Raw genomic sequence first — 20,853 nt, forward strand, 5'->3', positions numbered from 1 at the left:
GAATGCCCCGTCGGGCGGAACGGTTGAGCTGCCACATGAGCGACAGCCAGAGCCGGAACCAGAGCCAGGACCAGGACCGACGCCAGGACGGCCCCCCGGCCTCCGGGATCGACGTCCTGCGCTATACCGCCTTCTCCGCCGACCCGGACGGCGGAAATCCCGCCGGAGTCGTCCTGGACGCGTCCGGTCTCGACGATGCGGAGATGCTGGCCACCGCCGCGGAGCTCGGCTACAGCGAGTCGGCGTTCCTGACGGGGCGGACCGGCGACACGGCCCACACGATCCGCTATTTCAGCCCGAAGGCCGAGGTCCCCTTCTGCGGCCACGCGACGGTCGCGACCGCCATCGCGCTCGCGGAACGCGACGGCCCCGGCGACCTGGTGTTCGCCACCCGTGCGGGCACCGTCCCGGTCACCGTCACCCGTCACGGCGACGAGCTGCGTGCCGTCCTGACCAGCGTCGAGCCACAGGTCACGGACATCGGCCAGGCCGACCTGGCGGAGGCTCTGGCCGCGCTGGACTGGCCGGCCGCCGACCTCGACCCCGAGCTGCCGCCCCGGATCGCCTACGCGGGCGCCCGGCACCTGGTACTGGCCGCCGCGACCCGCGAACGGCTGGCGGACCTCGACTACGACTTCGCGCGGCTCGAAGCGCTGATGCACCGGCTCGACCTGACGACGCTCCAGCTGGTGTGGCGCGAGTCCGGGAACGTCTTCCACGTCCGCGACCCCTTCCCCGTCGGCGGAGTGGTCGAGGACCCGGCGACCGGAGCGGCGGCCGCCGCCTTCGGCGCGTACGCACGCGACCGCGGCCTCGTCCCGGACACCGCCGTACTCACCCTGCACCAGGGCGCGGACATGGGCCGCCCCGGCACACTCACCGTCGAACTGCGGGCCGGCGACGCCCGGATCAGGGTCGGCGGGACGGGCGCCCGGATCGGCTGAACGTCGGCCGGTGACGGCCCCGGCCGGGGAGACGTGCGCGCACCCGTCGCGCCGTCCCCTCCGGATCGAGGGCGCATTCCGGTACGGCGCCGCCGCCCGGCGGACGCCTGACGCACGATCCCCCCGCGCCGGTACGAACACCCCGTGCCCGCCCCGAACACCCCTCCCGCCCGTGCGAACCCCGCACACGTCGCACCCCGCACGGCTCACCGCTCACGTCCGTACGAACACTCCCGCCCGCGCGGCGACGGCGGCGGCTTCGGCCGCCCGGTCGGCGGCGGCCTCGTCGAGGGTGCCGCCGCTGGCCAGCAGCCGGTAGTAGAGCGGCCCCGAGACGGCCAGGATCACCTCGCCCGCGTCCGTTCCGGCGGGCAGTTCCCCGCGTTCGACCGCGGCTTCCACACAGCCGGCCCACTCCTTGATCCGTACCGCGTAGAAGCGGTGCAGTGCCTCGGCCGTGCGCGGGTCGCAGGTGGCCGCGGCGATCACCGCCGCGAAGAGCGCCCCCTGACGCGGATCGGCCAGCGTGCGGGCCACCAGCCGGGCGTTCGCCCTGAGGTCCTCGGTCAGCGAGCCGGTGTCCGCACGCGGCACGGACTGCTCCGCCATGTCCGTGAGGAGGTCGGCGACCAGTCCGGCGGGGGTGGACCAGCGCCGGTAGACGGTCGTCTTGCCGACCTCCGCGCGGCGGGCGACCTCGGCCAGGTCGAGCCGGTCGAAGCCGTGCTCCGCCAGCGCGTCCCCCGCGGCCCGCAGGACCGATTCCCGCACCCGGGCGGTACGGCCGCCGGGCCGGACGGTGCCCGGCTCCCCATCCTCAACATTCATAACGGGTCTCCAGTTCCATTAGTAGCCCTTCCCCTGTTACGGTGACCCCACCTTAACGGAACCGCAGAACCATTAAAGCGGTCGGCCTCAGGAAGGGCACGCCATGTCCGCGTCCCGTACGACACCCCTCGCCCCCGCCCCGCACGCGACTCCCACCGGGGCGCCGCCGTCCCGTCCGCGCATGACGGGCCGCCAGAAGCTCGTGCTCACCCTCCTTCTCGGCGCACAGTTCATGATCGCCGTGGACTTCTCGATCCTGAACGTCGCCCTGCCGGTCGTCGGCGAGGGGCTCGGCTTCCCGCTCTCCCACCTCCAGTGGATCGCCACCTCCTTCGCGCTCACCGCGGCCGGGTTCACCCTCCTGTTCGGCCGCATCGCCGATCTCCTCGGCCGCAAGCGCCTGTTCATCGGCGGCATGGTCCTCCTCGGCCTCTCCTCCGCACTCGGCGGACTCGCCCACTCGCCCGAAGTCCTGCTCACCGCACGGGTGCTACAGGGTCTGGCCACCGCCGCCGTCACCCCGGCCGGTCTCGCCCTGCTCACCACCGCGTTCAAGGAGGGCCCGCTGCGCGAACGCGCCCTCGGCCTCAACGGCGCGCTGATGTCCGCCGGGTTCACCGCCGGGGCCATCCTCGGCGGCCTGCTGACCGACCTGCTCTCCTGGCGCTGGGCCTTCTTCATCAACGTCCCCGTCGCCGCGCTCGTCGTCGTCCTCGCCCCGTCCGTGATCGCCGACTCCCGGCCCGCCGGACGCCCGAAGCTCGACCTGCCCGGCGCGATGACCGTCACCGGTGGGCTGCTGCTCCTGGTGTTCGGCCTCACCCAGGCCGGTGAATCCGGCTGGACCACGCCCACCACGCTGGCCGCCCTGCTCGCCGGAGCCGTTCTGCTCGTCGCGTTCGTCCTCGTCGAACAGCGGGCCGCCGCGCCGCTGGTCCCCGTACACATCCTGAAGCGGCGCAGTGTCATCTGGGGCAACACCGCCGGGCTGATCGCCTTCGTCACCGAGACCTCACTGGTCTTCCTGCTCACCCTCTATCTCCAGGAGGTCCTCGGCCACTCCCCGCTCGCCACCGGTCTCGCCTTCGGGGTCCTGGGCATCGGCACCGTCCTCGGCGGCACCCTCGGGGGCCGTGCGGTGGGCCGGTTCGGCAGCCGGCGCACCATCGTGTCCGGCGGCATCGTGCAGGCGGCGGCCACGCTCTCCCTGGTGGCACTGGGCACGTCCGGGGCCTGGATCTGGCTGCTGCTGGCCGCCACGTTCATCGGCGGTGTCGGCAACATGCTGATGATCGTGGGCTTCATGGTCACCGCCACCTCGGGCCTGCCGGACGAGGAGCAGGGCCTGGCCACCGGTCTGGCGACGATGACCCAGCAGGTCGGCATCGCCCTGGGCATCCCGGTCATGAGCGCCGTCGTCACCGCCCGGATGGGAGCGGCCACGGGGCCGGACGCCGTCCTGTCCGGGGTCACGGTCGCGATCCTGGTCAACTCCGCGCTCGTCCTGGCCGGTGCCCTGCTGGCCGGCGCCTTCCTCGCACGGCGCGGTGCGCGCCCGGCCGCCGGATGAGCCGGCCGGCGTGGCGGGGTGAAGCACGACAGGACACGGCACGGCGCACAGGTGACCGGTCACCGTCCATGGGCTGAACAACGAGAGGTTACGATCACGGGCACCGCGGCCGAGGCGCTGCCCGCGCCGCAGTCGTGCCGCAGCCGAGCCGCAGTCGAGCCCAGGAGTACCGATCTTGTCCGCACCACGCATCGGCGTATCCATCGTGACCATGGGAGACCGTCCGCAGGCGGTCGAGGCGCTGCTGGCGTCGGTGGCCATGCAGGACGTCCGCCCCACCCGGCTCGTGATCATCGGCAACGGCACGGCGCTCCCGGACTACAGCTCCTTCCCGGGCCTGACCGGCCTGGCGGGCGGGGTGACCGCCATCGAGCTGGACGAGAACCTCGGCTGCCCCGGCGGCCGCAATGTCGGCCTGCACCGGCTCGCCGAACTCGGTGACGTGGATGTCGTCATCGAGCTGGACGACGACGGGCTGCTGGTCGACAAGGGAGTGTTCCGCAAGGTCCAGGAGCTGTTCGCCGCGGACCCGCGCCTGGGCATCGTCGGCTTCCGGATCGCCGACGAGCTCGGCGAGACCCAGCGCCGTCACATCCCGCGGCTGCGGGCGGGCGACCCGATGCGGCGCGGACCGGTCACCGCGTTCCTCGGCGGCGGCCACGCCCTCTCCATGGAGATGCTGGCCAAAACCGGCCACTGGCCCGCGGAGTTCTTCTTCACCCACGAGGAGACGGACCTGTCCTGGCGGGCGCTCGACGCGGGCTGGAAGATCCTGTACGAACCCGATCTGCTGCTCCAGCACCCCAAGACCTCCCCGGCCCGGCACGCGGTCTACTACCGGATGACGGCCCGCAACCGGGTCTGGCTCGCCCGCCGCAACCTTCCGCTCCCCCTGATCCCGGCCTACCTGGGCACCTGGACCCTGCTGACCGTGGCCCGTACCCGCTCGGCGAAGGGCCTGCGCGCCTGGGCGGGCGGCTTCGCCGAAGGGGTACGCACCCCGTGCGGCGACCGGCGCCCGATGCGCTGGTCCACGGTGTGGCGGATGACGCGGCTGGGCCGGCCGCCGGTCATCTGACGGGCGCCCAGCGGTACAGCACGTCCGGCTCCTTCTCCTCGTTGCGGCTGCCGTCGTCGAACGCGACCGCGGTGAAGCCGTGCCGCTCGTAGAAGGCCCGTGCGCCGGTGTTGCGCTGGAACGTGTAGAGGGTCAACTGCTCGGGAGACGCCTCCTTGACCTGCTCCAGCAGCCTCGTGCCGATCCCGCGGCGCAGCGCGTCGGGGCGCAGGTAGAGGTGGTCGAGCTCGGCCCCGTCCAGGGAGGCGAAGCCCAGCAGCTCCACCGCGCCGGTGCCGTCGTCCCCGCTCTCCGCGACCCAGACGGTGCTGTCGGGCAGCACGACGTGGGTGATCCACGCGAGGGTGTCCTCGTCGCTGTGGACGCGGGGCAGATAGGGCATGGCCGCGGCCCGCGAGGCCAGGAACACCCGGGTGACGGCCTCCGCGTCCTCGACGGCGGCCCTGCGCAGCCGTATCGCGCCCCGGCGGTCGGCGCCTGATTCGTTCTCGGCCATGTCCATCGCCCCACGTTCCCGGCCGGGGCTCCGCGCCCCGTGCCGTCGCTCGTCGCATTCTTCGGTGACCCGCGGCTCGTCGGATGCCGCTGATGTCACCGCGGTTCGTACCGGAGTCCCCACCGGAGTGCCGGAGTTCCTGCCCATCCGGCGGGGCCGAGTGTATGTGCCGGCCGGTCGGCGGGACCGGCCCGGCCCTCCTCCCCGTTGGATACGGTAGGGATGTCCGTTCCTGTCATATGGCCCTCCAGAAGGGTTGTTCCACCGCTTGAGATGCGATAGTTCGAACATGTGCCGCGTGCCGCGTGCCGCGTGCCGCGTGCCGCGTGCCGTCAGACTCGGCGTAGCTTCCTGGGGTGGCCATGCACGCTAGGCAGCCCCTTCGCGTTCCCCTCGGGCGGGAAGCCCTGCGCTGGAGCACCTTTCGCGGTGAGAAGACACTGGTCGTAGCGGCCCGCACCGTCACGTCGACCGCACGGGTCCTCGAATGCCTGCCCGCACTGCTGCGCGGCGACGGCCGGGTGGCCGTCGTCTTCGCCCATGACCCCACGTCCGCGTTCAGCGACGGTGTGCTCGATCTGCTGCATGACGAGGGTTGCCGGGTGATCCCGTGGGGGGATGTGGCCGCCGCCGCTCCCGATCTCATCGTCTCCGCCAGTGAGAACATCGACGTACCGGAAGGGGACTGTCCCGTCCTGGTGCTGCCCCACGGCATCGGCTTCCAGAAGCACGTGCCGGATTCGCGGGCGCCGCGCAGCCGCCTGTCCGGCGTCGTGCCGGACCGCCTCCTGGAGTCCGGCCGGGCCTGGCTCGCCCTTTCCCACCCGGACCAGGAAGAGCAACTGCTCACCACCCACCCGAAAGTGGCCGGGCGCACTCTGCTCATCGGCGACCCGTGCTTCGACGAGATGCTCCTCAGCGCGGATCGGGCCGGGGCGTACCGGGCCGCGTTGGGCGTCCCCGAGGGGCAGCGCCTCGTGGTGCTCAGTTCCACCTGGGGCCCCACGTCCCTGCTCGGGCAGGATCCCGGCCTTCCGGCCCGCGTGCTGGCGGCGCTGCCGTACGACGGGTTCCGGGTCGCCGCGATCATCCATCCCAATGTCTGGTCGGGGCACGGCTCCTGGCAGATCCGCACCACTCTGGCAGCCGCGCTGGACGCGGGGCTGATCCTGGTTCCCCCCGTTCACGCCTGGAGGCCGGCACTGGTCGCGGCGGACGTGGTCGTCGGCGACCACGGTTCGGTGACGCTGTACGGCGCGGCGCTGGGCAAACCGGTGCTCCTCGCCGCGTTCGGGAGCGATGCCGTGCCGGGTACGGCCGCGGACAGTCTCGGACGGGCCGCGCCCCGGCTCGATCCGCTGGGCGACGTTTTCGGACAGATCACGGCGGCTGTCGGCGAGCACACGCCGGAGCGCTACCGCGCGATCGCGGAGCAGGCGTTCGCCGAGCCGGGGCAGGCGCTCCCCCACCTGCGTACCGCCCTGTACCGCCTGATGGGTCTGCCCGAGCCGGCTCCCGACCCCCCGCCCGGTCTGACGCTGCCCGCGCCGACGGAGGCGGTGACGCCCGTCTCCGCCTGGACCGTGGCCACCGCCGCCTCCCGTCACCACGGACAGCCGGCCGTCACCGTACGGCGCCGCCCCGCGGCCGTGTCCGGGGCGGACCGGGAGACCGCGGAGACGTTCACCCACCTGGCCTGTGACGAGGCGGAACGGGACCGGCGCCTGGTCGAGAGCGCGTCGGTGCTGGTCCGCCGCGGTGCCCTCCCGACGACCACCGCGGCGCTCCGCTGGGTGGAGGAGACCCTCGACCGGTTTCCCGGCTGCCGTCTCGCGGCGGTCGCTCCGGCCGGGGGCGGCTTCCTGGTGGGGCTGCGCGACGGGCGCGTGGTCGAGGCGTCCGTCACGGGCCCGACGGCCGATCCCGGCCTGGTGGCCGCGACCGTCTACACCCTCCTGCGTACGGGAGCACCGCTGGACGATGTCATGGTGACGTTGCGCATCGCAGGCGTACGCGACGAGGACGTCTCCCTCCGGCTGCGCCCGCGCCGCCCGTCAACCGGTCCGGCCTGCTGAGGACGTTCCCGGCCCGCCCGCCGCGTCACCCGTCACCATCGCTGTCGCTGTCGTCCAGCGCTGCGATCCGCCGCCGGAGTACGTCGGCCCGCGGACTGCCGCCGGCCTCATGGATCTCCAGGGCGCGTGTCAGATGGGCCCGTACCTCTGCGGGGCCGGCGGCCGAGCGCTCCTTGAGTCCGGCCAGGGCTTCCAGGGCCTGGGCCTCGTAGTGCGTCGCCCGCTGCTCGCGCAGGGCCCGCGCGGCCTCGCTCAGCGTGCGGATCGCCGCGTCGCTCTCCCCGAGGTGCTCATGGGCGAGGCCCATGGCGGCCAGGACCCGTGCGGCCATCCGCGGATCGTTCCGCGCGGTCAGATCGTCGTGCGCCCCGCGCAGGGTGGCCAGAGCCCCTCGGTGGTCGCCGTCGGCGTCCTGCGCGCAGCCGAGGAAGTAGGCGGCGATGGCCGCGCCGCGTCCCTCGTTCGCCTCGGTGCTGAGTTCGAGGGCGCTCCGGTAGGCGTCCATGGCGCGGGAGAGATCGACACGTTCCCAGTAGCGGCCCGCGAACTCCTGCACGGAGGCGCGCACCACGAGGTGTCCCGACACCTCGGCACAGGCGACGGCGGTATCCAGTTCCCGTCGCGCCGCGTCGTACTCGCCCAGGTCCATCAGGGGGCGGGACAGGAGGCTGCGCAGCCGGGCTTCGGCGGCCGGTTCCAGGGCGGCGGCCGCGGCAGCCGCTCCCAGTTCGAGCGACTCCCGCCAGTCGCCGAGATGCCGGTGGTGGAAGAACAACACGGTGAACGCCTCGGACAGCTGCCACACCTCGGTGGAGAGTGCCTCCTCGCGAGCGGCGGCCCGCAGCACGGCGAGGATGTTGCGGTGTTCCGCCTCCAGCCAGTCCAGGGCCGCCGGACCGCCCTCGGCCGCGAAGGGGTCGGGCGCCTCGCCCAGCAGGGCCGTGAGATCGGCGATGCGCAGCCGGTCCTGCCTGATCGAACGGTCCGCGAGCGCGGTGAGCGCGAGATAGTGCGTCGTCACCCGCCGCAGCACCGCGAGCCGCTCACCCTCCGGTTCCTCCTCGGCCGCGCGTTCCCCGGCATGCAGGCGCACCAGAGCGTGGAAGCGGTAGCGGTCGTCCCCGGCCGCATCGAGAAGGCTCGCCGATTCCAGCGTCCGCAGCATGGCCTCGGTACGCGAGGTGTCGCGGGCGGCGGCCACCGCGGCGACGCCCGCGTCGAACGTGCTGCCCGGCACCAGGCCAAGGAACCGGTACAGCCGGGCCGTCTCCGGGTCGAGCTCCCGGTAGCCGAGATCGAGCACAGCGGACACCGACCGCTCCCCTCCGAGGGACATCCCGGCCAGCCGGCCGGACTCTTCGGCCAGTTCTCCCACCAGCCGGGCCATCGTGAGCCGCGGGTCGGTCAGGAGCCGGGCCGCCACGATGTGCAACGCCACCGGCAGGCCGCCGCACAGCTCCACCAGCCGTTCGGCCGCCCCCTGATCCGCGGCGACGGCTTCCGTACCGCACCGTTCGGCCAGCAACTCCAGCCCGCTGCCCGGGTCCAGGGGTTCCACCGGCATCATCCGCGCGCCGTCCAGCGCCAGTTCACCGAGCAGCCCGCCGCTGGTGACCAGCAGGGCGCTGCCTTCCCCCTTGGGGATCAGCGAGGCCGCCTGGGCGGGCTGGCTCACATTGTCCAGGACCACCAGGAGCCGCCGGTCGGACGAGCGTGACCGGAACAGCCGGGTACGGTCGGCGAGCGAGGCGGGGATGCACGACTCGTCGACTCCCAGCGATCTGAGGCACCGTCGGACGGCCTCCGAGACGTCCCCGCCCTCCTCCTCCCGCAGCGCGGCGAAGTCGACGTAGATCTGACCGTCGGGGAACAGTTCCCGCTCCCGCTCCGCCCAGTGCGACACCAGCGCGGTCTTGCCGACACCGGACATCCCGTACAGGGCTCCGAACCCGACCTTCACCGCCCCCGAGCGGCCCGCTCCCAGCCAGCCGTCGAGCACCGCGAGGCTCTTCGTACGGTTGACGAACCCGAAGGTCAGCGGGGGAAGCTCGTCCGGCCTCACATCCGTCCCCACCGGGGGCTGCGCCTGGACGTTGAAGGTGATTCCGCCATGGATCCGCTGGGCCTGGACGCTCGGCCCGTACACCTGCCCGGACAGGTCGTTCCTGATGTACGTGGATTCCGCGCGGGAACCGGGCTCGTCGCTCGTCACGCCGTCCCCGGTCCCTGCGCGGGCGGAGTCGTGCCCGAACCGTAGAGGGTCATGCCGCCGGAGAAGTGCTGGCCCTGGACGAACGGGGCGTGCTGGGTGCCCCCGCTGACGTTGTTGTTGAGGATGACGGTCGGCACACCCGCGGTAGGGGGAACGAGGTCATCGATCAGTGCCCGCAGCTCCTGCGCGGCCGCCGGGTCCGCCCGCAGCGCCCGGCGCAGCCTGAGCCGCCACTCCTCCTCGACATCCGCGGCGACGTCCGGATCAGCGCCGTCGCGGGCCGCGATGAGTTCCTCCCGGGACGTTTCGAGTTCGTCGTCCACGGCACCGGTGTCCTCGCCCCGGGCGAGGAATCGTGCCACGCGCTCCCGCGTCGTCGTCCAGACGTCCGAGACCATGAGCCCCACCAAGGTCGTCGCACCCGTCGCCGCCAGCGTCGCCAACTCGGCTTCCACGGTCCCCCCTTGTATCCCCGTCGCGCTGCCCGCGCGGGTGTGAAGTTGCTTCTCCGGCCACGGTAGAGAGCGGACGGGCCCTGCGGAAGCGCAATCGGGGGCGCGGCGCGGCGAAGAGCGGGCCGTGGGGGCGGTGCGGACGGTTCCCGCGAGCATCGCGGCGGTGACGTACGGGGCGGAGGAACGTCCGGGCCACCGGCGGCCCGGCCGATCATTTCAGCACCCGCCCGACCGTTTCGGCCGAGCTGCCGACCCAATCACGCCACTCCGTTCACCCGAACGAGTGAGCGGGGTCGAGCGGCCGGTGGGCTCCGGTGCTGACCATGACAATTGCCACCGGTGAGTATCGCCATTGAATCCGTTCCGGCCGTGCCGGGAGCGATTCCGCTCCCGGCCTCGACCGGTTGCACGATCGTCGACGAGAGGACCATGCGGCAACATGAGCCTTGAGGGATCAAAGATCAAGACGACCCGTGAAATCACCCAGAACAACCACACCATCGACAAGGGCTACGAAGGTGTGATCAAGAACGTCTGGACCACGGCTACGACCTCGGTGGAGGTGCCGACCGGGACCACGCACGAGGAACCGCTGGGCGGGGGTGCAACGGAGACCGTCCGCGATACCGTCTCCCGCGAGCTCCCCCCGAACGTCAAGTACGACGTGAACTTCACCGTGTACAACGGCAATGTCTGGGAGTTCGTCGGCCTTTCCCAGGGCGACATCGAGCTCGTCTGAACGGTCGCCCTCACTGCACAGGCGTTCCGCTCCGGGCATCCCGCTGATGCCCGGAGCGGAACGACCTGCGGTAACGGCATTGCTCGTCACGGCCTTCGAGCGGCCCGACCCCGAATCGAGAGCCCCCTCCGACCCGCGAAAAATGCAGGTCATAGGGGGTTCGCTCCCCCAGAAGAGGGGGCGGGCAGACGAGTCGGGCTGTACGCCGGGTTCTGTCACCCGGTCGCCTCGCGGCGGCCGGGGAGACGGCCATCCATCTAGGACCGGCATTGCTGCCGGTCTCGTGCGGTCTACCCGCGAACTCGGGCGAGCAGCCCTCGAACGTTCGCGCAGGCCGTCCTGCGACGGCCCCTCTTGACCTTGCTCCGGGTGGGGTTTACCTAGCCGCCTGAGTCACCTCAGGCGCTGGTGGTCTCTTACACCACCGTTTCACCCTTACCCGGGACCGAGGTCCCGGGCGGTCTGTTTTCTGTGGCACTGTCCCGCGGGTCACCCCGGGTGGCCGTTAGCCACCACCCTGCCCTGTGGAGCCCGGACGTTCCTCGGGAGAATCCGAAGATCCCCACGCGGCCGTCCGCCCGGCTCGTCTGCCGTGGTGACCATGCTACCGGGCCGGACGGGCGGGTCGGACGGCGGCGTGGAGGCGGCGGGCACGGGGGCCGCCGCTCAGGCGAAGGCCGCGACGCCGGTGTCCCAGGCGGCCGTGAGGTCGGCGCCCGGCGGGAAACGGCCGTGGAGTTCCAGGACGACCATGCCGTGCGCGAAGGCCCAGGCCGCCCTCGCCCGGCTCTCGTCACCGCCGACGGCCCGCAGGAGCGGGGCCGCCGCGGTGTCCTCCGCCCCCGTGGCGAGGGCGGCGCGGTCCGGTCGGCCGCCGGTGGCGAGGAGATAGAGGTGGGGATGGGCCAGGGCGTAGGTCCGGTACGCGTCGGCGAGCGCCGGGAAGGAGCCGGGCGTCGCCTTCTCCGCGGCCTCCAGGACATCGGCGGTCTCCTGGAGCATCTCGCCCGCCAGGGCGGTCACCACACAGGACTTGTCGGGGAAGTGCTTGTACAGGGACGGCGCCTTGATGCCCACCCGGTCGGCCAGCCGCCGCATCGTGAGGGCTTCGGGGCCCTCCTCCTCCAGGAGGGCGCGGGCGGCGGCGATGATCTGCCGGGGCCGGCCGATCGCGGGTCCGGTGGCGGGGTCAGTCACGCGGGGGCCTTCCTTGGTACGCGGTCCGTAGCCGAAGGCGCGATCGTACGAGATGTGAGCGGGCCGGCCGCACGGGGCCGCCGGAATCGGCGCCCGGATCAGCGGCGCGAAGGCGTACGTCACCAGCGGCGCGGGCGCGACCGGGGCCGGGGAACCAGCGGCGCGGGCGCGACCGGGGCCGGTGCGGCCGGAGAGCCCCGCGGTCCCGCCGCGGTCGCCGCCCTCACGCGGGGGCGAACAGGACCTTCGCCGAGCCCGGGTCCGCCTGGGTGAGCCGGACGCGCAGGCGTTCCCCCAGCGGGAGGCGGACGGTGCCGCCCTCGACGCGGGCCACGATCGCCGGGTCGTCGATGTGGACGGTGCCGACGGCCGGTTCGTGGTCCTTCACGTCGATGACGTACGACTCGAAGACCTGGCCGACGCGGTCCTTGAGCAGTGCCGCCTCGACCAGGTCGACACAGCCGCGTTCCACGGTGTTGGCGCGGCGGGTGCCGTCGGCCATCTCCTTCGGGAGGGCGGGGAGTGCCTCCCGTACCCAGTCCGGCGGTTCGTCCCCCGCGACGGCCGCCAGGCAGAGTTCGGCCGCGTACCGGTCGACGAGCCGGCGCAGGGGTGCGGTGCAGTGGGTGTAGAGCTCGGCGACGGCGGCGTGGACGGCGGGTGTGGGCAGTTCACCGTGGTCGAAGACCGTGTATCCGGCGCCCCGCAGCAGCGTGGTGCACTCCTGGAGGAACGCGGCGTGGCTGCCCTTCCTCGGGTCGAGGGAGCGGACGACCTCTGCGTACGGGACGTGGTGCGGCCAGTCGATGCGCAGGGCGCGGGCGGACAGCCGCAGCCGGGCGACGGCACCGTCCGGGGCGACCGGCAGGGTGCGGAGGATGCCGGTGCCCGCCTCGGTCATCAGCCGGGCGGCGGCCATGCCGGTGAGCAGGGAGATCTGGGCGTTCCAGCCGTCGGCCGGCAGCGGAACTCGGTATGCGAGGCCGTAGCTGCCCGCGTGCTCGACGATCTCCTGCTCGGGCACATTGAGCGAGATGCCGCCGCGTGCGATCTCCCGCTCCTCCCGCAGCCGCCCGATGTCCCGGAGCAGGGCGAGGGGTCCCTCGGCCGTGCCCCGGTCGATCTGCCGCTGGGCCTCCTCGTAGTCGAGCTTGACCCGGCTGCGTACGAGGGCCCGGCGCACCTCCGTGGTGACGGTGCGGCCCTCCGGGTCGAGGTCGATCCGCCAGAGCACGGCGGGGCGCGTCTCCCCCGGCAGGAGGCTCGCGGCGCCCTCCGAGAGCAGGGTGGGGTGCAACGGCACCTTGCCGTCGGGGAAGTAGAGCGTCGTCACCCGGCGGTGGGCCTCGGCATCCAGCGCGCCACCGGGCCGGACGAACGCGGCGACGTCCGCGATGGCGTAGTGCACCCGGAAGCCGTGCTTGCGGCGTTCCAGGTACATCGCCTGGTCGAGATCGGTGGACGTGGGCGGGTCGATCGTGAGGAACGGCAGGTCCGTCGCGTCCTCGTGCGCCGACACATCCGGGTCCTTCGCCGCCCGCCCGGCCTCGGCCAGCACATCGGCGGGGAACTCGCCGGGGATGCCGAGCCCGGTGCGCAGGGCACGCAGCGCGGTCCCCAGCGTGGTGTCGGCCGCTCCGGTCATATGGAGATGGCGGCGGGGCATGGACCGAGCGTATGGCGGGGCGGGGCAACCGGCATCCCGGAGTCCGGGGACCCGGCCGCTCCCGTGTCCGCAGGGCCGTACGGCGCGGAGGCCCCTGCGGCGGCGGCCGTCGTCCCGTGTCCCCGTGGGCGCGGCCGCGCCCCGTACCCTTGCCGAGGGCCCTGCGCGCAGGCCGGGGTCCCCTGCTTGCGTACGAAGGAGAACCGCCGTGCTCGTGCTGTTGCCGCCCTCCGAAGGAAAGGCCGCCTCGGGGCGCGGAGCACCCCTGAAGCCGGAGTCCCTGTCGCTGCCGGGCCTGGCCGGCGCACGGGCTGCGGTCCTGGACGAGCTGGTGGAGCTGTGCCTGGCGGACGAGGAGAAGGCCCGCGAGGTCCTCGGGCTGAGCGAGGGCCTGCGGGGTGAGATCGCGAAGAACGTGGAGCTGCGCACGGCCGGGACCCGTCCGGCCGGGCAGGTCTACACGGGCGTGCTGTACGACGCGCTGGATCTGGCATCGCTGGACGCGGCGGCCCGGCGTCGCGCCGGAAAGTCACTGCTGGTCTTCTCCGGACTGTGGGGCGCGGTGCGGGTGGGCGACCGGATTCCCTCGTACCGCTGCTCGATGGGGGTGAAGCTGCCGGGTCTCGGCGCTCTCGGCGGGTTCTGGCGCGCCCCGATGGACGCGGTCATGCCGGAGGCGGCCGGGGACGGGCTCGTCCTGGATCTGCGGTCGTCCGCGTACACCGCGGCGTGGAAGCCGCAGGGCGAGGTCGCCGCGCGCACGGCGAGCGTGCGGGTGCTGCACTCCCAGATGGTGAACGGGGTCGAGAAGCGGTCCGTGGTGAGCCACTTCAACAAGGCGACCAAGGGCCGCATCGTCCGCGACCTGCTCGTGGCGGGCGCGCGGCCGAAGGACCCGGCGCAGCTGGTGGAGGTGTTGCGGGACCTCGGGTACGTCGTCGAGGCGGCGGCCCCCTCCCGGGCGGGGCAGGCGTGGGCGCTCGACGTGGTGGTGACGGAGATCCACTGACCGCCTCCGGGGCCATGTCATTGCATCATGCGCAACGCTCGTTGCATAGAACGCTGGGTGCGCGCAGGATGACCCCATGACCTCCTCCGCGCCCTCCGCCGCCCCCGCCGCCCCGTCCGCCTCCGTGCTGGACCTCGCACCCGTCGTCCCCGTCGTCGTCCTCGATGACGCCGCCGACGCGGTGCCGCTGGCGCGGGCCCTGGTCGCGGGCGGGCTCCCGGCCATCGAGGTGACGCTGCGGACGGCCGCCGCGCTCGACGCGATCCGGGCCATCGCCGCGGAGGTCCCGGGTGCCGTCGTGGGCGCGGGCACGGTGATCTCCGCGCGCAACGTGACCGACACGGTCGCCGCCGGGGCCCGCTTCCTGGTCAGCCCGGGGTGGACGGACGCGCTGCTGGACGCGATGAAGGCATCGGGGCTGCCGTTCCTGCCGGGCGTCTCCACGACCTCCGAAGTCGTCGCGCTGTTGGAGCGCGGGGTCACGGAGATGAAGTTCTTCCCGGCCGAGGCGGCGGGCGGCACGGCCTATCTGAAGGCCCTGTCCGCGCCGCTCCCCCAGGCCCGTTTCTGCCCCACCGGCGGCATCTCCCTCGCCTCCGCCCCCACCTATCTGGCCCTGCCCAACGTCGGCTGCGTGGGAGGCAGTTGGATGGTTCCCGGCGACGCGGTGGCAGCGAAGGACTGGGCCCGGGTGGAGCGGCTGGCCGCCGAGGCGGCGGCGCTGCGCGACTGAGCGCCGCAGGCCGCTCTCAGCCCAGGTGCGAGGTGTCGTTGAGCAGGCGTACGGACGCGTTGCCGTCCCCGTAGTAGGCGACGGTCGAGATCGACGCCGCCGAGAGCTCCATGCGGAACATGGACTGCGGCGGGGCCTCCAGGGCCAGCCTGATCAGCGTCTTGATCGGGGTGACATGGGTGACGACGAGCACGGTACGGCCCGCGTGGCGGGCGATCAGGCCGTCACGCGCGGCCGCGACCCGGTCGGCGACCTCGATGAAGCTCTCGCCGCCGCCGGTCGGGGCCGCTTCCGGGGAGGACAGCCAGGTGGTGAGGTCCTCGCCGTGGCGCTCCCGCACCTCGGCGAACGTCAGCCCCTCCCAGGCACCGAAGTCCGTCTCGCGCAGACCGTCCTCGACGCGGACCTCCAGGCCGAGGCGGGCGGCGACCGCCGCGGCGGTCTCGCGGCAGCGGCGCAGGGGTGAGCTGACGATCTCCTGGACGGTGCTCCGTGCGGCGAAGTGCTCCGCGGCACGGGCGGCCTGGTCCCGGCCGGTGGCGGAGAGCTCGGGGTCGGTCCCGCCGCTGCCGGAGAACCGCTTCTCGGGGGTGAGGGCGGTCTCGCCGTGCCGCAGCAGGACGAACGTGGCGGGCTCGCCCAGGTCGGGAGCCACCCCCCAGCCGACCTGCGGCGTGGCCCGGGTGGGCCGTGCGGCGGTCCGGGCGGTTGCTGCCGGGGGTTGCGCTGCCGGGGTGCGGGCGGAGCCGGCCGGGGTGCGGGCGGTGCCGGCCGGGGCCTGTGCGCGGGCCCCGGCCAGGGCCGCTCGGGCCTTCGCCGCACCGGCCGCCGCGTCGCCGGGCGGGCCCGACGCCTCGGGCGGGTCGACCGGGCCACGGGTACGGGGGGTGTCCAGGTCCGCCGTCGAGGACGACGGCTCCCACCGCTCACCCCGTCCGCCCGCGTCCATCGCCTCGTTGGCGAGCCGGTCCGCGTGCTTGTTCTGCGCGCGCGGGATCCACTCGTAGGTGACGGAGGCGGCCGGAAGGATCTTGGCGGCCCGCGCCGCGAGCGGCTTCATGTCGGGGTGCTTGATCTTCCAGCGCCCCGACATCTGCTCGACCACCAGCTTGGAGTCCATCCGGACCGCCACCTGGACGGAGCCGTCCGGCGCGTCCGGGAACAGCGCCTTCGCGGCCTCCAGACCGGCGATCAGCCCCCGGTACTCGGCGACGTTGTTCGTCGCGACGCCGATGTACTCGGCGGCCTCGGCGAGCGTCTCGCCGGTCACCGGGTCGATGACGACGGCACCGTAACCGGCGGGCCCCGGGTTGCCCCGGGATCCGCCGTCGGCCTCCATGACAAGCCGGCGGACAGCGGTCATTACAGGCCCGACTCCGAGGTGCGCACCAGGATGCGGTGGCAGTTCTCGCAGCGCAGCACCGTGTCGGGCGACGCGGCCTTCACGTCGTTGACCTCGGTGATGTTCAGCTCCAGACGGCAGCCCTCGCAGCGGCGCTGGTAGAGCCGGGCGGCGCCGACCCCGCCCTGCTGGGCGCGGAGCTTGTCGTACAGCTTCAGCAGGTCGGCGGGGATGATCTCGGCGACGACCTCGCGGTCCTTGGCGATACCGGCCGCCTCGTCGTCCAGCTCCTTCGTCGCGGCGTCACGGCGGGCGGTCGCGTCGTCGACCTTGGCCTGGACGGCCGAGACCCGCGCCGTCAGCTCGGTGACCCGCTCCTGGGCGGACTCGCGGCGCTCCATGATTTCGAGGACGACGTCCTCCAGGTCGCCCTGGCGCTTGGCCAGCGAGGTGAGCTCCCGCTGGAGGCTCTCCAGGTCCTTGGGCGAGGACACCGCGCCGGAGTCCAGCCGCTGCTGGTCGCGGACGGCGCGCTGGCGCACCTGGTCCACGTCCTGCTCCGCCTTGGTCTGCTCGCGGGTGGTGTCGCTCTCCTCGGTCTGGGAGGCGACGAGCAGGTCACGCAGCTGGGCGAGGTCGCTGCTGAGCGACTCGATCTCGGCGTGCTCCGGCAGCGACCTGCGCTTGTGGGCGAGCTGGGAGAGACGTACGTCGAGGGCCTGGACGTCGAGAAGTCGGATCTGGTCGGCGGGCGCGGCGTTCAGTTGGGGGCTCCAGAGGAATGGTGGGTGGTCCAGGGGTCGGTGACCTGCTTCGAGACATGGACCCGCAGGTCCCATCCGTGGCGGTCGGAAATCGCGTCGAGCTGCGCGGCGGCCTGCTCGCACCAGGGCCACTCGGTGGCCCAGTGCGCGGCGTCGACCAGGCCGAGCGGCGAGTGCTGGACGGCCTCGGAGGCCGGGTGGTGGCGCAGGTCGGCGGTCAGGTAGGCGTCGACGCCCGCGGCGCGGACCGCGTCGAAGAGGCTGTCGCCGGAGCCTCCGCTGACCGCGACGGTGCGCACGAGCGCCTCCGGGTCGCCGGCCAGCCGGATGCCCTGCGCGGTGGCGGGCAGCCGGGCGGCGGCGCGGGCGGCGAAGGCGCCGAGGGTCTCGGGGTGGTCGAGTTCACAGATCCGGCCGAGGCCGCGACGGCCCTGGGGATCGGCCGGGTCCGGTACGAGGGGGCCCGTGACGCGCAGGTCGAGGGCGCCGGCCAGGGCGTCGGAGACCCCGGGGTCGGCGGTGTCGGCGTTGGTGTGCGCGACGTGCAGGGCGATGTCGTGCTTGATGAGCGTGTGCACGACGCGGCCCTTGAAGGTGTCGGCGGCGACCGTCGTCGTACCCCGCAGATAGAGCGGGTGGTGGGTGACGATCAGCTGGGCGCCGAGGGCGAGGGCCTCGTCGGCGATCTCCTGGACCGGGTCGACGGCGAACAGCACCCGGTCGACCTCCGCCCCGGGCTCGCCGCAGACCGTGCCGACCGCGTCCCATCCCTCGGCCCGCTCGGGAGGCCAGAGGGCGTCGAGTGCGGCGATGACTTCAGACAGACGGGGCACGGGGGAAAGGCTACCTGTCCCCCGTGCCCCGGCGTCCATGGCCGCCGGACCTGTGCACCGGGACCGGCGGCCGGACACGAATCGTTACGTCGCCCGGCCCCGCGGCCGGTTACTTGACGAGGTCGGCGCGCAGGTCGTCGAGGACCAGGTTCGCCGAGGTGACGCCGAGGCCGAGGTACCAGGTCTCGTCGGAGACGTCCTTGGCCTGCCCGGCCTTGACCGCCTTCAGGTTCTTCCACAGCGGGTTGGCCTGGGCGGTGTCGCGCTTGGTGGCCTTCACGTCCCCGTACACGCCGGTGAAGATCCAGTCCGCGTCCGCCTCGTCGATCTTCTCCGGGCTGATCTCCGCGGCGAGGTCGTCGATCTGCTGGTTCTCGGGGCGCGGCAGGCCGGTGTCCTCAAGGATCGTGCCGATGAAGGACGCCTTGGCGTACAGCCGGATCTTGTCCGGCAGGTAGCGGACCATGGAGATGGTGGGCTTGTCCGGGCCGATGTCCGTACCGAGCTTCTCGGCCTTCGCCTCGTAGGCGGCCAGCTCGGTCTTCGCCCGGTCGGTCCGGTCCAGTGCCTCGGCGTTGAGGAGGTAGTTCTCCTTCCAGGTGAAGCCCGGACGGATGGAGAACACGGTCGGCGCGATCTTGGAGAGTTCGTCGTACTTGTCCGCGGCGCGCAGCTGGCTGCCGAGGATCAGGTCCGGCTTGAGGCCCGCGATGGCCTCCAGGTTGAGGTTGTTGATCGTGCCGACGTTCTTGGGGCTGCCCGCGTCCTTCTTCAGGTACGACGGGATGGCCGCGTCGCCCTCGGAGGGGGCGAAGCCGACCGGCTTCACACCGAGCGAGACCACGTTGTCGAACTCGCCGACGTCCAGGACGACGACGCGCTTCGGGGCGGACTTGAGCTCGGTCCTGCCCATGGCGTGGGTGAGGGTGCGGGGGAACTCGCCGGCCTTGGCGTCCGTCCCGTACTCCGCCGTCTTCTTCGCCGCGTCGCCGAAGTCCTTGCCGCCCGTGGCGACGGCCGCCTTCTTGTCGCCACCCGCATCGGTCCTGGCCGAGTCGCCCGAACCGGCGTCGTCGCTCCCGCAGGCGGAGAGGGAGAGGGCGGCGGCCACCGCCAGGCCGACTGCGGCGGTGCCGCGGCGTCGAAGGGACATCACTTGCTCCAGTTGTGGGTCACACAGGCACTGCTTAGGGGTGCCTAACCTTAGCCACGGCCACCTCTCGAAGCACAACCACCCCCTCCTTCTCAGGCGAATCCGGGCATCACCACCCTTATGTGTGAAGTGCGAGGTCTGGTGTTGTTCGGCAGGAAGTGCGAAAACTAGCTTCGGTTGCCGGAGGTGACCAGCCCATGACTGTCTGTGCCATCGAAGGCGGGACCGCCGGGGCCGCCGCGACGGTGGAACCCGTACCCGAGGAGTCCGGAGATCCGGAAGAACCCGGTGCGCCGGCGGCGCCCGGCGAACCGGAGACGCGCGACGCGTACGCCGCGCACCAAGCCCATGACACGGCTGATGCGGCTGACACGGCTGATGCGGCCGTGCTCGACGAGCCGGGCGGGCCGGACGCACTCGACGCGTACGGGGCTCTCGACGCGTACAGGACGTACGGGGCTCTCGGCGTACCCGATCCCTTCGGTACGTCCGGGGCCCTCGTCCTCACCGCCGACGCGTCGTACGCCGCCCGGCTCACCGCCGCACCGGGGCAGCCCGCCGAGCGCGCCTGGTACCCCGAGCGCTGGACGCTCGACGGGCCCGAGCCCTACGCGGTGCCCCTGCCGCTCGACCAGCCCGAGGAGCCGGACTCCCAGGTGGTGCCGCTCGCCGACGGGCGGGTGCTGATCCGGCGGCGGGTGGCGGACCTCCAGGCGTTCTCGCTGCTCTATCCGACCGGGCCCAGAACCGGCGAACTCCCGCTGGGAGCCGTCGCCTGCGCGGATCTCACCCTGCTGCCGCCCTCGCCGGACGGCCGGAGCGTGTACGCCCTGGCCGCCGGTGAGCGCTCCACCGCCCTCTGGCTGGTGGCGGGCGGCGCCTTCGGGCCGGAGAGGATCACGGATGTACCGGGCCACTGCTCCGGCGGGGTCTGGCTGGACCGGGCGGGCCGGATGCTCGCCCTGGACCGCCGGCCGCCGGACGGCGGGCCGGTGAAGGCGGTCGCCCTGGACCTGGGACGGGGCGGTGAGGTGACGCCGCTGCTCCAGATCACGCCGGACAGCAACGACCGGCTGCTGCTCGCCGACACGGACAGCGGACTGCTGCTGCTCCGGTCCGACGCGCCGGGGCACGACCGGCTCGGCTGGGGCGTCCTCGGCAGCTGCCTGCCCGTCCGGTTCCCGGAGTGCCTGCGTCCGGCGGATGTCGCGGTGACCCCGTTCGCCGTCCAGCCGGGACAGATGCTGATGCCGGAGAGCTGCGCAGTGGGGCTGCGGATCGACGGGGCCGCGGGCAGCTGGGTGGGGGTCTGGCGCCCGGCGGGCCGTCGGCTGCACCAGTTCGCCGCACCGCGGGGCTGGCTGGCCGGGGCTGGGTTCTGGAGCCGGGACGGCGTGCTGCACCTGCCCTGCACCGAGCCCGGGACACGGTGCGCCGTGGCGCTGCTGGAGGCTCCGGCGGACGAGGAACCGTGCCGTGCGCGGACGGGCCCGGCGGCCGGCGACGGGGCGGGGCCAGGAACCGGGAACACGACCGGAACGCAACCATCCGCGCCGACTGCCGGTCCTGTGGTGTGCAGGCCCGTTCCCCTGGGGCAGGCGCCTCTCCAGGGGCGTACCGCATCGGTCTAAACTTGCGGCCTGGGCTACGCAGCCGCACCGGGCGGGTGCCGACGGTGACCGCGTCGGTGGCGGGGGCGGGGCTTGTGACAACAAGTAAGCGATCACAACGGGGTGACTTCCCACATGTCTGAAGCCCG

The 20,853-nt window shown here is 72.9% G+C and carries 18 protein-coding genes and 1 other RNA gene; 8 read left to right on the forward strand and 11 right to left on the reverse strand.

The window, feature by feature from the left end; genetic code table 11:
* Window positions 1–35: 35 nt before the first annotated feature.
* Entirely contained in the window at window positions 36–944 is a 909-nt protein-coding gene (locus OG251_RS10970; RefSeq protein WP_326676982.1) for a PhzF family phenazine biosynthesis protein, read from the forward strand.
* 213 nt (window positions 945–1,157) lie between these two features.
* On the opposite strand, the gene OG251_RS10975 is transcribed toward OG251_RS10970, so the two are convergent.
* Window positions 1,158–1,772, reverse strand: a complete 615-nt coding sequence (locus tag OG251_RS10975; RefSeq protein ID WP_326676983.1) for a TetR/AcrR family transcriptional regulator — start codon at window positions 1,770–1,772, stop codon at window positions 1,158–1,160.
* 103 nt (window positions 1,773–1,875) lie between these two features.
* Here OG251_RS10975 and OG251_RS10980 point away from each other — a divergent pair, with 103 nt between their 5' ends.
* Both OG251_RS10980 and OG251_RS10985 read left to right on the forward strand, forming a co-directional pair.
* Window positions 1,876–3,342, forward strand: coding sequence for an MFS transporter (locus tag OG251_RS10980; RefSeq protein ID WP_326676984.1), 1,467 nt, complete (start codon window positions 1,876–1,878; stop codon window positions 3,340–3,342).
* Between the two features lie 175 nt (window positions 3,343–3,517).
* Entirely contained in the window at window positions 3,518–4,420 is a 903-nt protein-coding gene (locus tag OG251_RS10985; protein WP_326676985.1) for a glycosyltransferase family 2 protein, read from the forward strand.
* On the opposite strand, the gene OG251_RS10990 is transcribed toward OG251_RS10985, so the two are convergent.
* Window positions 4,413–4,916, reverse strand: a complete 504-nt coding sequence (locus tag OG251_RS10990; protein WP_442818321.1) for a GNAT family N-acetyltransferase — start codon at window positions 4,914–4,916, stop codon at window positions 4,413–4,415. The genes OG251_RS10985 and OG251_RS10990 overlap by 8 nt on opposite strands.
* 362 nt (window positions 4,917–5,278) lie before the next feature.
* Here OG251_RS10990 and OG251_RS10995 point away from each other — a divergent pair, with 362 nt between their 5' ends.
* Complete coding sequence (locus OG251_RS10995; protein ID WP_326681219.1) at window positions 5,279–6,991, forward strand: hypothetical protein; 1,713 nt, start codon at window positions 5,279–5,281, stop codon at window positions 6,989–6,991.
* 25 nt (window positions 6,992–7,016) lie between these two features.
* On the opposite strand, the gene OG251_RS11000 is transcribed toward OG251_RS10995, so the two are convergent.
* Complete coding sequence (locus OG251_RS11000) at window positions 7,017–9,203, reverse strand: NB-ARC domain-containing protein (protein WP_326676987.1); 2,187 nt, start codon at window positions 9,201–9,203, stop codon at window positions 7,017–7,019.
* The gene (locus tag OG251_RS11005) at window positions 9,200–9,658 is read right to left on the reverse strand and encodes a hypothetical protein (RefSeq protein WP_326676988.1); all 459 of its coding nucleotides are present in this window, start codon (window positions 9,656–9,658) and stop codon (window positions 9,200–9,202) included. Before OG251_RS11005 ends, OG251_RS11000 begins: the two co-directional genes overlap by 4 nt.
* Before the next feature lie 439 nt (window positions 9,659–10,097).
* Here OG251_RS11005 and OG251_RS11010 point away from each other — a divergent pair, with 439 nt between their 5' ends.
* Window positions 10,098–10,397, forward strand: coding sequence for a hypothetical protein (locus OG251_RS11010; RefSeq protein ID WP_326676989.1), 300 nt, complete (start codon window positions 10,098–10,100; stop codon window positions 10,395–10,397).
* Window positions 10,398–10,582: 185 nt separating this feature from the next.
* Here OG251_RS11010 and rnpB read toward each other — a convergent pair.
* The 3 genes from rnpB to OG251_RS11025 form a co-directional block, all read right to left on the reverse strand.
* Window positions 10,583–10,983, reverse strand: an RNA gene (gene rnpB, locus OG251_RS11015) — RNase P RNA component class A.
* 80 nt (window positions 10,984–11,063) lie between these two features.
* Window positions 11,064–11,594, reverse strand: coding sequence for a TetR/AcrR family transcriptional regulator (locus tag OG251_RS11020; RefSeq protein ID WP_326676990.1), 531 nt, complete (start codon window positions 11,592–11,594; stop codon window positions 11,064–11,066).
* Window positions 11,595–11,817: 223 nt separating this feature from the next.
* Entirely contained in the window at window positions 11,818–13,260 is a 1,443-nt protein-coding gene (locus tag OG251_RS11025) for an RNB domain-containing ribonuclease (RefSeq protein WP_326676991.1), read from the reverse strand.
* 208 nt (window positions 13,261–13,468) lie between these two features.
* On the opposite strand from OG251_RS11025, the gene yaaA reads away from it, so the two are divergent.
* Both yaaA and eda read left to right on the forward strand, forming a co-directional pair.
* Window positions 13,469–14,269, forward strand: a complete 801-nt coding sequence (gene yaaA, locus OG251_RS11030; RefSeq protein ID WP_326676992.1) for a peroxide stress protein YaaA — start codon at window positions 13,469–13,471, stop codon at window positions 14,267–14,269.
* Window positions 14,270–14,345: 76 nt separating this feature from the next.
* A complete protein-coding gene (eda, locus tag OG251_RS11035; RefSeq protein WP_326676993.1) occupies window positions 14,346–15,002 on the forward strand; it encodes a bifunctional 4-hydroxy-2-oxoglutarate aldolase/2-dehydro-3-deoxy-phosphogluconate aldolase in 657 nt (218 codons plus the stop codon).
* A gap of 16 nt (window positions 15,003–15,018) precedes the next feature.
* Here the strand turns inward: eda and OG251_RS11040 are convergent, their stop codons facing one another.
* The 4 genes from OG251_RS11040 to OG251_RS11055 all read right to left on the reverse strand — a co-directional run bounded on the left by OG251_RS11040 (window position 15,019) and on the right by OG251_RS11055 (window position 19,094).
* On the reverse strand, window positions 15,019–16,365 hold the full coding sequence (locus OG251_RS11040) for a bifunctional RNase H/acid phosphatase (protein WP_326676994.1): 1,347 nt from the start codon (window positions 16,363–16,365) through the stop codon (window positions 15,019–15,021).
* Complete coding sequence (locus tag OG251_RS11045; protein WP_326681220.1) at window positions 16,365–17,108, reverse strand: zinc ribbon domain-containing protein; 744 nt, start codon at window positions 17,106–17,108, stop codon at window positions 16,365–16,367. The genes OG251_RS11040 and OG251_RS11045 overlap by 1 nt, the downstream gene beginning before the upstream one ends.
* Window positions 17,105–17,941: a Nif3-like dinuclear metal center hexameric protein gene (locus OG251_RS11050; protein WP_073724910.1), complete on the reverse strand. Its 837-nt coding sequence runs from the start codon at window positions 17,939–17,941 to the stop codon at window positions 17,105–17,107. Before OG251_RS11050 ends, OG251_RS11045 begins: the two co-directional genes overlap by 4 nt.
* 109 nt (window positions 17,942–18,050) lie before the next feature.
* Window positions 18,051–19,094, reverse strand: a complete 1,044-nt coding sequence (locus tag OG251_RS11055) for an ABC transporter substrate-binding protein (RefSeq protein ID WP_326676995.1) — start codon at window positions 19,092–19,094, stop codon at window positions 18,051–18,053.
* 197 nt (window positions 19,095–19,291) lie between these two features.
* Between OG251_RS11055 and OG251_RS11060 the strand changes: the two genes are divergently transcribed.
* Window positions 19,292–20,725: a hypothetical protein gene (locus OG251_RS11060; RefSeq protein WP_326676996.1), complete on the forward strand. Its 1,434-nt coding sequence runs from the start codon at window positions 19,292–19,294 to the stop codon at window positions 20,723–20,725.
* Window positions 20,726–20,853: the final 128 nt, after the last annotated feature.

Source organism: Streptomyces sp. NBC_01237 (genome assembly GCF_035917275.1).
Classification (GTDB): Bacteria; Actinomycetota; Actinomycetes; order Streptomycetales; family Streptomycetaceae; genus Streptomyces.